This window comes from Streptomyces sp. NPDC014764 (assembly GCF_043082785.1).
GTDB classification, from domain to species: domain Bacteria; phylum Actinomycetota; class Actinomycetes; order Streptomycetales; family Streptomycetaceae; genus Streptomyces; species Streptomyces althioticus.
On the sequence record NZ_JBIBXY010000006.1, the window covers coordinates 359,810 to 372,756 of the forward strand.

Genomic DNA, 12,947 nt, shown 5'->3' on the forward strand with positions numbered 1-12,947 from the left:
GTCTGTCCCCGCGTTTCACGCACCGGCCGCCGGGACACCCGGCGCAGGTCGGACGGCGGTGTGGTCCGGCAGGACCCGGCGACGGAGGGATCACGCTCATGACCTCGCACGACGCGCCCGGCACGGCCATCGTCACGGGGGCCTCGTCCGGTATCGGGTGGGAGTACGCGACCCGGCTGGCGGCGCGCGGCCGGGGGCTGGTGCTCGTCGCCCGGCGGGCCGAGCGGCTGGATGTCCTCGCGAAGGAGGCGCTCAGGGAGGGCGCGGCGGGCGTCGAGACGCTGGTGGCGGATCTGGGAGGTCCTGAGGACCTGTCCCGTGTCGTGGAGCGGGCGTCCGGGGACGACGTGGACCTGGTGGTCAACAACGCGGGGATCAACGGTTACGGCCCGTTCGCCGAGGTGGACCCGGGCCTGCTCACCCGGGCGGTGAACGTGAACGTCGTGGCGCTCACGGCGCTCACCCGGGCCGCGGTGCCCGGCATGCTGGCGCGTGGGCGGGGTGCGGTGGTCAACGTGGCGTCGCTGCTGGCCTTCGCCGGTGACCTGCCGCCGGACCCGCTTCCCCGGCGGGCCGTCTACGCCGGAACCAAGGGGTACGCGGTGACGTTCACCCGCACCCTGGCCGCCGAGCTGGCCGGCACTCCGGTACGGGTGCAGGTCGTGTGCCCCGGGGCTCACGGCGACCGAGTTCCACCTGGGCGCCGGGGACACCCCGGTGAGCGGGGAGCGGCGCGTCCACGACGAGGGCGGCATGCCCCCGGAGGACGTGGTGACCGCGTCCCTGGCCGGGCTGGAGGCCGGTGAGGTGGTGTGCGTGCCCGGTCTGACGGACGCGGAGGCCGTGGCCCGTCTGGCGGAGGCGGAGCTGAACCTGCGCTCCGGTTCGGGCAGCCGTCCGGCACCGCGCTACTCTCACGGAGAGTGACGGTCACGCGCTGTCGGCCAGCTCCGCGTGCCCCTGGGCGCGGGCACAGTGGGCGCAGCAGAAGAACTGGCCGCCGGCCTGCAGGCCGTGGCCGAGCACCTTGCAGCCGCAGTTGTCGCAGATGGGCGCCAGCTTGTGGGCGGCGCACTCGATGCTGTCGAACGTATGGACGGAATTGTCGACCGTGCGCACCTCGAAGGAGAGGGCGTAGTCGTTCCCGCACACTTCACAGATCGCCATGATCCGCTCCCTTCCGCAGTGCGGGCCGAGTACCGCGCCGGGCGGGACGTCATGCGCGGGAAATGCGGACCGACGGTCCCGCTTTCAAGTAGAGCCGTCACACGGGAAGTTCACAGTCCCTACACTCCCGATCATGACAACTGAAACCCCTCTCGCCGGGGCCGTGGCCGACGACGCCGCCGAGCCGTCCCTCTTCTCAACCATGTCCACGATGCGGGCGATGCGCCGCCTGCGGCCCGACCCGGTGCCGGACGAGCTGCTCGACCAGCTGATACAGGCGGCCGTGTGGGGCCCGAGCGGCGGCAACATGCAGCGTTACGAGTACGTCGTCGTCACCGACCGGGCGGTCATGGCGGAGCTGGCGCCGCTGTGGAAGCGGTGCGTGGACGCGTACCTGGCCACGACCGGGAAGTACGCCCCCGAGGGCATGGACGAGGCCGCGTACGGGCGCATGGTCGCCGCGATCGAGTACCAGCGCGACCACTTCGCCGACACCCCGGCGCTGGTCATCCCCTGCTACCGGTTCCCGCCGCCGCGGATCGAGGAGGAGGGCCTGCGGATCTACGCCGAGGCGCTGGGCGCTGAGGCGACCGCGCGAATGGGACGCATCCAGGAGCGGTTCTCCGCCCTCGCGGAGGGGTCCTGCGTCTACCCGGGCGTGCAGAACCTGCTGCTCGCGGCGCGCGGCCTGGGCCTGGCCGCCAACATCACCATCTGGCACCTGTTCCTCGAGACCGAGTGGAAGGCGGCGCTCGGCATCCCCGAGGACATGAACACGTTCGCGGCGATCCCGGTGGGCTGGCCTCTCGGCAAGTTCGGCCCGGTCCGGCGGCGGTCGGTGACGGAGGTCGTCCACCGGGACCGCTGGTAGGACGTACGGCGGCGGAACGCGTCCTGGACGCGGGCGGGGCGTCGCCGCCCGTGAGGACACCGTGTGCGTACGGGACTTCAGGGCCGCGGGCGACGGCGCCCCGTACTGCGGATCGACCCCGCGCAGTGGGCGGCGTTCGTGACGCTCGTGCCCCCGGCTTGACCTCAAGCTCGCTTGAGGTCCTAGCGTCCGGATCACCGTCAACGGCAGGAGCAGACGACGTGATTCTCGTGACCGGCGCTACAGGCAACATCGGAAGCGCTTTGCTGGGACAGTTGGCCGACGCCGGCACCATGCCGGTGCGGGGGCTGACCCGTGACCCGGGCCGTGCCTCGTTCCCCCCGGGGGTCGAGGCGGTCCCGGGCGACCTGGGCCGCCCCGAGTCCCTGGCACGGGCGCTGCAGGGGACGCGCTCCCTCTTCCTCGTGCCGGGTCTGGGCGCGGACGCGGACGTACTCGACACCGCACGGAAGGCCGGCGTGGAGCACGTGGTGCTCGTGTCCTCACTGGCGGTGCAGACCCATCCGCACCTGCCCGCCTCAGGCGACAACCGGGCCGTCGAACTGCTGCTCCAGGACAGCGGAATGAGCTGGACGGTCCTGCGCCCCACGCAGTTCGCGTCGAACGCCCTGTGGTGGGCCGAGTCGATCCGGAAGCACCGGTCGATCCAGGTGCCCTATGCGGAGGTCGGTCTGCCCGCCGTCCATCCCGCCGACGTCGCGGCCGTGGCCAAGGCGGCGCTCACCGAGCCGGGGCACCGCGGACGGACATACCCGCTGACCGGACCGGCCCGCGTCACGCCGCGGCAGCAGGCCCGTGCGATCGGGGCGGCCCTCGGGGAGGACGTCATCGTGACGGAGATCAGCAGGGAGGAGGCGCATCGGCAGCTGGCGCCCCTCCTGGGTGACCGGGACGCGCACGCGGTGCTCGACCTGATGGGAGGGGACGTCAACGACGCCCTGCTCACCGTGCACGACACGGTCCGGCAGCTCACCGGCGCCCCGGCACGGGCCTTCGGACGGTGGGCCGAGGAGAACGCCGACGCGTTCCGCTGACGGATCCGGGCTCACCGGGCCCGTTCACGTCGATTCGGGCGGCGTGGGAAGTGGGCTGATGCCTGGTTCGTAGTGGTCGCGGAGGTAGATGCGCGTGCGCGCCGGCGTGTACTCGTGTGCGTAGAGGCCGACGCATGACTCGTCGGACGTGTCGACGCCCGGGGCGTGGGGGTCCACGGCGGCCTCTGCGACACCGGGGCAGACGAAGCCGTAACGCATGCCTTCCTTCAGCGACTCGGGCTCCGGGAGACCGAGGTGCGCGAAGTCGTGAGGCGTGACGTCGGTCTGTGCGGAGGCCGGTTCGAGCCAGTCGCCCTCCGGAGGGTGTTCCTTCAGGTACGCCTCCGCTTCCGCCCTGGTCAGGGTGAAGGTGAGCAGCCCCGTGTCGAAACGGGACGTGACCTCGTACGCGGCCAGGGGGGAGCGGGCCGTGACGGGTATGTCGAGGCGCATCTGTTCGCTCATCCACTCCGGGGTGACGCCTTCGACCCACCGCGCGTCCGCCGCCTGTTCCGCCAGGCGGTCACCGCCGTCGTCCGTCCCTCCGGGCAGCCGTCCCGTCGCGATCAGGGCGGCCGCCAAGGTCAGTACGCCCACGGCTGCCCCCGCGACGAGCCACGGCCGACGACCGCGGACACCACCCCCTGTAGCGCTCACGCCTTCTTCCGGTGCCCGGTGGGGATCCACTGCGCTCCTGTCGTCGTTGCCGGCCACGCGCCCATTGTGCACCGGCCCGGACCGCAGAAGCGGTCCGGGCCGGGGTGGTGCCGGGAGGGTGTGAGCGTCAGCCCTCCACCGCGAACTCCGCGTGGAACCGCCGCGTGTGGTCCAGCTGCCGTACCGGGCCGGTCAGGGTGACCTCCGCCGTCAGGCGGGTCTCCGTGCTGGACGCCGCCAGGCGGAGCTCCAGGGAACCCGGTTCGACGATGCGGTGGCCGTCGCGGCCGGTGAAGGACGCCACGTCCGCCGGGACCGTCACCCGCACCCTGCGCCCCTCGCCCGGCTCCAGGTCCAGGCGGGCGTAGCCCACCAGGCGCTGGACCGGCTGGACCACGGAGGCGACCGGGTCGTGCAGGTACAGCTGGACGACCTCCGTGCCGGCCCGCTCCCCGGTGTTGCGCACGGTGAGGGACGCGGTGAACTCCCCGTCCGTCGGCGCCTCTCCGGCGTCCACGGTCAGGTCGCTCCACGCGAACGCCGTGTACGTCAGGCCGTGTCCGAAGCCGAACGCCGGTGTCGGGTCGATGTTGGACACCTCGCTGGCCTGGGCGAGCCGTGCGCCGAGGTACGTCGTCGGCTGAGATCCCGAAGTGCGCGGGACGCTGACCGGGAGACGGCCGGACGGGCTCGTACGTCCGCTGAGCACGCCGGCGATGGCGCGGGTGCCCGCGACGCCCGGGAAGAAGGACTGCACGATCGCCGCCGAGTCCTCCACCGCGCGGCCGAGCGCGTAGGGGCGGCCCGCGAGCAGGACCGTCACCACCGGGGTGCCGGAGTCCAGCAGCGCGTCCAGCAGCTGCTGCTGGGCGCCCGGCAGCGACAGCGACTCCGCGTCACAGCCCTCGCCGCTGGTGCCGCGGCCGAACAGGCCGGCGCGGTCACCGAGCGCCACGACGACGATGTCGGCGTCACGCGCCGCGTCCACGGCCTCCGTGATGCCGGACAGATCCCCGTCGTCGACGCCGGTGCCGCGGACGACCGTGATCTCGGCGTCCGGGAACTCGGCGGTCAGGCTCTCGCGCAGGTCGGGCAGTTCGATGCCGACCGGGATGTCCGGGTACTTCACGCCCACGTGCTGCGGGAAGGAGTAGCAGCCCAGGACGGCGGACGCCTCGGTGGCGTTGGGGCCGACGAGCGCGATCCGGCGGGGGCGGTCCAGCGGCAGGGTGCCGTCGTTGCTGAGCAGCACGACGGCCTTCTCGGCGATCTCGCGGGCCAGTTCGCGGTTCTCGGGGCCGTCGAGGTCGATCTTGCCGCGCAGGGCCTCGGAGTCGTCCAGGTCGGCGCCGTCGAACGCGGGCGGCACCGGGCTCCAGTCGGGGTCGAGCAGGCCCAGCTCCGCCTTCTGGGTCAGGACGCGGCGCAGCGCGCGGTCGATCAGGGACTCCGGCACCCGGCCCTCGGTGACGGCGTCCACGAGCGGGGCGCCGAACGTCTTGACCGTGGGCAGTTCGATGTCGACGCCCGCCTTGAGCGCGGCGCCGGCCGCGTCGGCGAAGTCGCCCGCGACGCCGTGCAGCGTCTTGAGGAAGGCGATGCCGAAGTAGTCGGCGACGACGGTGCCGTCGAAGCCCCACGTGTCCCGGAGCAGCTCGGTGAGCAGGCTCTCGTCGGCCGCGGAGGGAACACCGTCGATGTCGGTGTAGGCGTGCATGACGGAGCGCGCGCCGCCCTCACGGATCGCCATCTCGAACGGCGGCAGCAGCACGTCGGCGCGCTCGCGCGGTCCCACGGACGAGGGGGCGAGGTTGCGTCCGGCGCGGGAGGCCGAGTAGCCGACGAAGTGCTTGAGGGTGGCGACGATCCCGGCGGATTCCAGGCCCTGGACGTAGGCGGTGCCGATGGTGCCGACGAGGTACGGGTCCTCGCCGATGGTCTCCTCGACGCGTCCCCAGCGGGCGTCGCGGACGACGTCCAGGACGGGCGCGAGACCCTGGTGGACGCCGACGGCGCGCATGTCGCGGCCGATGGCGGCGGCCATCCGGCGGATCACGTCCGGGTCGAAGGTGGCGCCCCAGGACAGCGGGACGGGGTAGGCGGTGGCGCCCCAGGCGGCGAAGCCGGCCAGGCACTCCTCGTGCGCGACGGCGGGGATGCCGAAGCGGTTCGCCGAGGTGATGCTGGTCTGGGTGCGCAGCAGGGAGAGCGCGCCGAGCGCCGGGTCGACGGGTGCGGTGCCGAAGGGTCGCGTGAGCTGGCCCAGGCCGGACGGCAGGAGGTCGTCGAGCTCGACGGCCTCCTCCATGTCGTGCTGGTGCGGGGCGACCTCGCCGCCGTCGGCGGAGGCGCCGACCCACACGCCGTACAGCTGGGCGATCTTCTCCTGGAGGGTCATGGCGCCGATCAGCGCGTCGACCCGGGCGGAGACGGGGTGGGAGGGATCGTTCCAGAGAGGGATTTCGGGGGTGGTCTCTACGGCCACGTTCGCGGTCACTTTCCTCCGACACCCATCAGCCCCTGGACCAGGGCGCGACGGGCGAACAGGTAGACGAGCAGGATGGGCACCATGGACAGCACCACGGCTCCCAGCAGCCCGGGGATGTCGATGCCGTGTTCGGTCTGGAAGTCGTACAGGCCCAGGGTGACGACCTTGGTGGCGTCGGACTGGGTCAGCACGAGCGGGAACAGGAAGCCGTTCCAAGCCTGGAGTGCGGAGAAGACCACGATGGTGGACAGTCCGCCCCGGGACAGCGGCAGCACGAGCTGGAAGAACTGCCGGCGCGGAGTGGCACCGTCCATGGCCATCGCCTCGTACAGCTCCGGGGAGATGTCGCGCATGGCGCCGCTGAGGATCAGCGCCGACATCGGCAGGCAGAACGCGGCCGTGGGCAGGATGACGCCGAGCAGGTTGTCGTACAGTCCGGCTTCGCTGATCAGGTAGAACATCGGCACGATGACGGCCTGCGCGGGGATCGCCAGGCCGAGCAGGAACAGCCGGAAGATCGCCGACGTGGTCCTGCCCCGGCTGCGCACGATGGCGTAGGCGAGCGGCGGAACCAGCAGCAGCACGATGCCGATCACGCAGGCGGTCACGACGAGCGTGTTGAGGAAGTACCGGCCGAAGCCCGAGTCGAAGGCGCCGGTGAAGTTGTCCAGGGTGAAGGTGTCCGGGAAGGACACCGGACCGTTCTGGGCGTAGTCCTGGCGGGTGCGCAGGGTCGCCGCGAGCATCACGTACAGCGGCAGGCCGACCAGGACCAGCCAGACGATCGATCCGGCGCCGGCCAGGTAGTTGGGGCGGCGCCTCATGACACACCTTCCATGGAGCTGCGCATCTTGTCGTAGCCGGAGACCTTCACCACGATCAGGGAGATGATGGTGGCGGCGACGACCAGGGCGAGGGCGATGGCGGAGCCGACGCCGAAGTCGAAGCCCTTGAAGGCCTTGTCGTACATGTAGTAGGCGCTGATGGTCGTGTCGGTGCCGGGGCCGCCCTGGGTGAGGATGAGGACGGTCTCGAAGGTGGTGAGGCCACCGACGATCATCAGGATCATCGACGTGATCATGGAGTTGCGGAGCTGCGGCAGCGTGATGTGGAAGAACTGCCGGTAGCGGCCCGCACCGTCGATCTCCGCGGCCTGGTACAGGACCTGTGGGATGGAGCGGGCGGCGCCCTGGTAGATCAGCGTGTGGAACGGGGTGAACTGCCAGGTGCTCACGAACGCCAGTACGCCGATGGCGGTGGCCTGTTCGCCGAACAGGTTGCCGTCGCCGAACAGCCAGGTGGCGTCGGCGGGGATGCCGAAGTTCGGGTCGAGCAGCGCGCGCCACAGCACGGAGACGGCGGTGGCGGACAGCAGCAGCGGGATGAAGTAGATGACGGACAGCACCGCGCGGTTGCGCTGGTAGCCGGCCGCCCAGACGCCGAGCAGGATGCTCAGCGGGGTCTGGAGAACCACGCCGAGCGCGGTCAGCAGCAGGGTGAGCCAGACGCTCTTCAGCATCACCGGGTCGTCCCACAGGCGCGACCAGTTGTCGGTGCCGACCCACTGGGGCGAGCCGAGCCCGTTCCAGCTCATGAAGGACAGCACCGCGACCATCACGAGCGGGACGATGGCGAAGAGCGTGAAGAACAGGGCGGCGGGCAGCGCCCAGGCGAAGCCCGGGCGGCCCACCGTGGATATGGAGGAGCGGGCGGCCGGCCGCCGCCGGGACTCCTTGCGGAGCCCGGCGGCGGGCGGAGCGCTCGTGATCTTTGTGGTCATGAGCCGTTCGTCACTCGGTCGGGAGGGCCTGCATGGCCTTGATGAAGCCGTCCGCGTCGAGCTGTCCGTTGAAGAACTGCTGGATGGCCTTGTGCATGTCCGAGGCCGCCGACTGCGGGTACGCCTGGTCCCAGGAGAGCTGGAACGACGGGGCGTTGGCGACCAGGTCGTACTGGAAGCGGGAGTACTCGGGCGTCGCGGACGTCTCGATGAACTCGTCGGTGTTCGTGGTGGTGGTGAGGTTGCCGACGTCGAGCTGCGCCTTGACGAACTCGTCGGAGTACATCAGCTCGAGGAACTTGGCGACGGCCTCGGGGTGCTTGGTCTTCTTCAGCACCGAGTAGTAGTTGTTGGTGTTGCCGGCGACGTTCTTCGGGTCGCCCTTGCCGCCCGCGACGGTCGGGAAGGCGGAGTAGCCGAGGCCCTTCTCCGCGAAGTCCGGGTGGTCGGTGAGCTGCTGGGAGTAGTACCAGGAGCCCATCAGTTCGAAGCCGGCCTTGCCCTGGGCGACCAGCGCGACCGAACCGCCGTTGGTGTACTTGACGGAGTCGTAGTTCTTGCCGAAGGCGCCCGCGTCGACGAGCTCCCTGATCATCTTCAGGGCCTTCTTGCTCTCCGGGGCCTCCCAGGCGCTCTTGTCGCCCTCGATGGCCTTGGCGAAGAGCTCCGGGCCGGCTATGCGGTCGAAGAGGTACTGGAACCACATCTGGGTGGGCCAGACGTCGCCGCCGCCGAGCGCGATCGGGGTGACGCCCTCGTCCTTCAGCGCCTCCACGGCGTTGAGCAGCTCGTCCCAGGTCTTCGGCGGCTGGACGCCGGCCTTCTTGAGGACGTTCTTGTTGTGGAACAGCAGGACCGGCTGCGTGCCGCGCATCGGGATGCCGTACGGCTTGCCGTCGACGACGGCGTTGTTGAAGACGGACGGGAGGAACTTGCTCTCCAGCTCCGGGTTCTTCTTGATGAAGTCGTCCAGCGGGAGCAGCAGGTCGGCCTTGACGAAGGGCTTGATGCTGCCGCCGCCCCAGTTGAAGAAGACGTCCGGGGCCTGCGGGGTGCTGATGATCGTCTGAAGCTTCTTCTGGTAATCGGCACCGGGGATGGTGTCGAGGACCGCCTTGACGTCGGACGTCTCGTTGAACTTGTCGACGATCTGCTTCTCGATCTTGTTGGTGGCGTCCCCGTAGACAAGAATATGAATCTTGCCGTCGTCCGCCGACGCCCCGCCGTTGCCGTCACCGCAGGCGGACAGGCTCAGGGCCAGGGCGAGCGTCGCACCGGTGGCGATCAGTCTGGGCAAGCGCGCACGTGTCTTCATCGTTCGCCTTTCGAAAGTTTCGGCTTCATCGCCGAAAGTCCATGCCGAGGGACAGTAGGTCAGACGGGAGTTGGGGTCAACGGTCGGGTCGCAACTCGCCCGAAACGTTATCGACACGCGGTGCTCTATCCTGCGGGTATGCGTGAAGACGACGAGGCGAACGGGCGTGTCACCCTGGCTGCGGTAGCGAAAGAGGCCGGGGTTTCGATGCCGACAGTTTCGAAGGTGCTCAACGGCCGTTCGGACGTCTCACGTGCGACGCGTGCGAAGGTGGAGAAGCTGCTGGACCTGCACGGCTACCGGCGGCGCGTGCAGCCCGCCGCCCGCTATCCGCTCATCGAGATCGTGTTCCACGAGCTGGAGAGCGTGTGGGCGATGGAGCTGATACGGGGCGTGGAGAACGTCGCAAAGGAAAATCGTGCGACGGTCGTGCTCACCGAGAGCGGCACCCGGCACACCCCCGACCCGGACTGGCTGCCGGGCGTGTTGCAGCGCCGGCCGCTCGGCGTGGTGCTGGTCTTCTCCACCCTGCCCGAGGACATCAAGCGTCAACTGCGGGCGGCGGCCATACCGTTCGTCGTCATCGACCCGGCGGGCGACCCCGACCCGGACGTGCCCTCGGTCGGCTCCGCCAACTGGGCAGGCGGCCTCGCCGCCACCCGCCACCTCACCGAGCGCGGCCACCGGCGCATCGCCATCATCACCGGCCCCAACGACATGCTGTGCTCGCTCGCGCGCCTCGACGGCTACCGATCGGCCATGGCGATGGCAGGCCTGGACGTCGACCCGCGGCTGACCCGCTTCGGCGACTTCCATGTGCAGGGCGGTTTCGAGCAGGCCATGGAGCTGCTGGAGGGCCCCGACCGGCCCACGGCGATCTTCGCGGGCAGCGACCTCCAGGCGCTGGGCGTGCTGGAAGCGGCCCGCGTGAAGGGGCTGCGGGTGCCCGAGGACCTGTCGGTGGTCGGCTATGACGACGTACCGCTCGCCCAGTGGTCCAGCCCACCGCTCACCACGGTCCACCAGCCACTGCGGCACATGGCGGAGGAGGCCTCCCGCATGCTGCTGCGCCCGGACGACCCGGGGGCGTCGGCCCAGCGGATCGAGCTGGCCACGCACCTGGTGGTGCGGCAGAGCACCGCGGTGCTGGACGGCTGAGACGGCAGCCCGGAGTAGGTCGCCCGCGCACGGAGCGGGTCGCCCGCGCACGGAGCGAATCGCCCGCGCACGGAATGGGCCGCCCGCGCACGGAGCGGGCGTCGCGACGCGAGGTCGCGGGGGTCGAGCGCGGCCGTCGCGGCCGGGACGCCGTGCAGTCGCAGCAGAGCCCCTGCTCAGCCGGCTTCGGTGCGGGACCGCGCCGCGAACGACAGCGCGCCGCTCGCCGGAGACAGGCGGGGGTCAGTCCGTAGCACTCCGCTCCCGGCGCAGGCGGCGCAGTACGACACCGAGGTCCAGCGCGGCCGTCAGGGCGAGCACGCCGCAGACCACGGCGAGAAGCGTCAGTGGGCCGCTGCCGGGGCTGTCGCCCTCGTTCGATCCCGCCGCCCACACGGCGAACAGCACGGTGCCCGCGACGAAGAGCGGCAGGAAGACGGACGCCAGCAGCAGCCGCAGCTTCAGCGGGCTGCGCGCGGTGACCGGCTCGGTGCCGGTCCGTGGGTACCTGCGGCCGACCATGCCCGAGCGGGCACGGGAGACCGGCTCGCGGCCCGGTCCGGTACGGCTGTCGCGCACGTCCGCGCACCTCCTTCGCCTCGTCCTCCGGGCCGGGTAGCCCCGGTCGTGGGCGGCAAACCGGGCCCCGTCCCGATACGCCCCGGCCGGGTAACCGGGGGCCCGTCTCGATACGCCCCGCACGGGTACCCGGTGCGCCGGACCGGAGTGGCCGGAGGAGGTGGCCGGGCATGGTGAGCGCGTCGGTGACGGTTCCGTCGGGTGCGGCGGCCCTGCGCGGTGATCTGGAGATTCCCGTGGGGGCGCGCGGTGTGGTGCTGTTCGCCCACGGCAGCGGCAGTTCGCGGCTCAGCCCGCGCAACCGGGCCGTTGCCGGGGTGCTGCGCAGGGCGGGGTTCGGCACGCTGCTGCTCGACCTGCTGACCGCGGCGGAGGAGGACGAGGACGCGGCGACGGGACGGCACCGTTTCGACATCGGTCTGCTGGCGGGTCGCCTGGCAAACACCGTGGACTGGCTGGAGGACCGGACGGACGCGGTGGACCTGCCGGTCGGACTGTTCGGGGCCAGTACCGGAGCGGCGGCGGCGCTCGTCGCGGCGACGGAGCGGCCGCGGCGGGTGTCGGCGGTCGTCTCGCGGGGCGGGCGCCCCGACCTGGCGGGCGACGCGCTGCCCCTGGTGGCGTGCCCGGTGCTGCTGGTGGTGGGCGGTGCGGACACGCAGGTGCTGGACCTGAACCGCGAGGCCGCGCGGCGGCTGTCCGCGCCGCACCGGCTGGACGTGGTGCCGGGTGCCACGCATCTGTTCGGCGAGCCGGGCGCGCTGGAGCGGGTCGCGGAGCTGGCCGCCGGGTGGTTCACCGAGCGCCTGGGGTGAGTGCGGCGAGCCGCGTCGGAAGGCCGACGCGGCTCGCCCGTGGTGCTCAGCTGGTGCTGCAGGAGACCGTGGGCCAGTTCCAGTTGCCGTTGGTCTGGATCGTCACCCCCCAGTTGTTCCCGCTCCCGTTCGGCCGGGCGACGAGCGTCTGGCTGCTGGGATAGGAGGTGGTGACGTTCCAGGTGCTCAACACCCTCGCCGGGGACGGGACGTTCATCGTCACGGTCCAGTTGCCGGAGCCGTTCACCGCGACGTTGAGGTTGTACCGGTCGCCCCAGATGCTGCCCGCGGACAGGGTGGCGGTGCAGGAGCCGTTGCCGCCGCCTCCGCCGTCCCCTCCCCCGCCGCCGGAGCCGTCGGGGGCGACCGCGCGGCCGGTCTGCGGGGAGATCATGCCGGCGCACAGCCCGCGGGAGGCGAGGTTCTGCGCGATCCGCGGGATGGCGGCGATGGTGTTCGCCGGCCAGTCGTGCATCAGGATGACCTGCCCGTTGTTCAGGCGGGAGGCCGCCTGAACGATGGCGTCGGTGCTCGCGTTGTTCCAGTCCTGCGAGTCGACGTCCCAGATGACCTCCGTCAGACCGTACTTGGCCTCCACCGAACGCAGGGTGGAGTTGGTCTCGCCGTAGGGTGGACGGAACAGCTTGGGTGTTCCGCCCCCGGCGCTCGCGATCGCCTGCTGGGTGCGGGAGATCTCCGACTCCATCTGGGCCTGGCTCAGCTGGGTCATGTGCGGGTGGGTGTAGCTGTGGTTGGCGACCCACATCCCCGCGTCCACCTGGGCCTTGACCAGCGAGGGGTTGGCGGCGGCGTTCTGGCCCGTGTTGAACATGGTGGCCCGCAGGCCGTTCTGCTTCAGCGCGTTGAGCAGGTTCATGGTGCTGCCGGCCGACGGGCCGTCGTCGAAGGTGAGGGCGACGTACCCGTTGCAGGCGGCCGCCTCGGCGGGGGCGGCGCCGACGCCCGTGGTCACGGTGGCGGCCACGGTCAGTGCGGCGGCGGCCACACCCGGTGCCAGGTACCGGGAGACGGGCCGGCGCTTTCCGGTGCTCATGTGTGGGG

At 71.2% G+C, this 12,947-nt stretch carries 14 protein-coding genes; 6 read left to right on the top strand and 8 right to left on the bottom strand.

Translation table 11 applies throughout. The annotated features are described in order from the left end of the window. Positions 1-98: 98 nt before the first annotated feature. Positions 99-806 (top strand): SDR family NAD(P)-dependent oxidoreductase, encoded by a 708-nt coding sequence (locus tag ACF1AG_RS18130; protein ID WP_359606962.1) that lies wholly within the window; start codon positions 99-101, stop codon positions 804-806. Beyond that, complete coding sequence (locus ACF1AG_RS18135; RefSeq protein ID WP_359606960.1) at positions 772-927, top strand: hypothetical protein; 156 nt, start codon at positions 772-774, stop codon at positions 925-927. The genes ACF1AG_RS18130 and ACF1AG_RS18135 overlap by 35 nt, the downstream gene beginning before the upstream one ends. A 3-nt stretch (positions 928-930) precedes the next feature. On the opposite strand, the gene ACF1AG_RS18140 is transcribed toward ACF1AG_RS18135, so the two are convergent. Next, positions 931-1,167 carry a hypothetical protein gene (locus tag ACF1AG_RS18140; protein WP_019521546.1) on the bottom strand — a complete coding sequence of 79 codons (237 nt, stop codon included), beginning with the start codon at positions 1,165-1,167 and terminating at the stop codon, positions 931-933. Positions 1,168-1,300: 133 nt separating this feature from the next. Between ACF1AG_RS18140 and ACF1AG_RS18145 the strand changes: the two genes are divergently transcribed. Together ACF1AG_RS18145 and ACF1AG_RS18150 are read left to right on the top strand one after the other, a co-directional pair. Beyond that, positions 1,301-2,038 (top strand): nitroreductase family protein, encoded by a 738-nt coding sequence (locus tag ACF1AG_RS18145; protein WP_359606958.1) that lies wholly within the window; start codon positions 1,301-1,303, stop codon positions 2,036-2,038. A 221-nt stretch (positions 2,039-2,259) separates the two neighbouring features. Beyond that, on the top strand, positions 2,260-3,093 hold the full coding sequence (locus ACF1AG_RS18150; protein ID WP_359606956.1) for an NAD(P)H-binding protein: 834 nt from the start codon (positions 2,260-2,262) through the stop codon (positions 3,091-3,093). A gap of 24 nt (positions 3,094-3,117) precedes the next feature. On the opposite strand, the gene ACF1AG_RS18155 is transcribed toward ACF1AG_RS18150, so the two are convergent. The 5 genes from ACF1AG_RS18155 to ACF1AG_RS18175 all read right to left on the bottom strand — a co-directional run bounded on the left by ACF1AG_RS18155 (position 3,118) and on the right by ACF1AG_RS18175 (position 9,333). After that, complete coding sequence (locus tag ACF1AG_RS18155) at positions 3,118-3,690, bottom strand: hypothetical protein (RefSeq protein ID WP_391810034.1); 573 nt, start codon at positions 3,688-3,690, stop codon at positions 3,118-3,120. Positions 3,691-3,877: 187 nt separating this feature from the next. Beyond that, the gene (locus ACF1AG_RS18160) at positions 3,878-6,247 is read right to left on the bottom strand and encodes a beta-glucosidase (protein ID WP_391810035.1); all 2,370 of its coding nucleotides are present in this window, start codon (positions 6,245-6,247) and stop codon (positions 3,878-3,880) included. Next, entirely contained in the window at positions 6,244-7,062 is an 819-nt protein-coding gene (locus ACF1AG_RS18165) for a carbohydrate ABC transporter permease (RefSeq protein ID WP_359607966.1), read from the bottom strand. Before ACF1AG_RS18165 ends, ACF1AG_RS18160 begins: the two co-directional genes overlap by 4 nt. Next, the gene (locus ACF1AG_RS18170; RefSeq protein ID WP_387795254.1) at positions 7,059-8,018 is read right to left on the bottom strand and encodes a carbohydrate ABC transporter permease; all 960 of its coding nucleotides are present in this window, start codon (positions 8,016-8,018) and stop codon (positions 7,059-7,061) included. Before ACF1AG_RS18170 ends, ACF1AG_RS18165 begins: the two co-directional genes overlap by 4 nt. Before the next feature lie 10 nt (positions 8,019-8,028). After that, complete coding sequence (locus ACF1AG_RS18175) at positions 8,029-9,333, bottom strand: extracellular solute-binding protein (protein ID WP_359604979.1); 1,305 nt, start codon at positions 9,331-9,333, stop codon at positions 8,029-8,031. A gap of 138 nt (positions 9,334-9,471) precedes the next feature. Here ACF1AG_RS18175 and ACF1AG_RS18180 point away from each other — a divergent pair, with 138 nt between their 5' ends. Further along, entirely contained in the window at positions 9,472-10,491 is a 1,020-nt protein-coding gene (locus ACF1AG_RS18180) for a LacI family DNA-binding transcriptional regulator (RefSeq protein WP_359604980.1), read from the top strand. A 243-nt stretch (positions 10,492-10,734) separates the two neighbouring features. Here the strand turns inward: ACF1AG_RS18180 and ACF1AG_RS18185 are convergent, their stop codons facing one another. Next, on the bottom strand, positions 10,735-11,013 hold the full coding sequence (locus ACF1AG_RS18185) for a DUF6343 family protein (protein WP_387795290.1): 279 nt from the start codon (positions 11,011-11,013) through the stop codon (positions 10,735-10,737). Between the two features lie 227 nt (positions 11,014-11,240). On the opposite strand from ACF1AG_RS18185, the gene ACF1AG_RS18190 reads away from it, so the two are divergent. After that, on the top strand, positions 11,241-11,885 hold the full coding sequence (locus ACF1AG_RS18190; RefSeq protein WP_359604984.1) for a dienelactone hydrolase family protein: 645 nt from the start codon (positions 11,241-11,243) through the stop codon (positions 11,883-11,885). Positions 11,886-11,931: 46 nt separating this feature from the next. Here the strand turns inward: ACF1AG_RS18190 and ACF1AG_RS18195 are convergent, their stop codons facing one another. Continuing rightward, complete coding sequence (locus ACF1AG_RS18195) at positions 11,932-12,939, bottom strand: polysaccharide deacetylase family protein (protein ID WP_359604986.1); 1,008 nt, start codon at positions 12,937-12,939, stop codon at positions 11,932-11,934. Between the last annotated feature and the right edge of the window lie 8 nt (positions 12,940-12,947).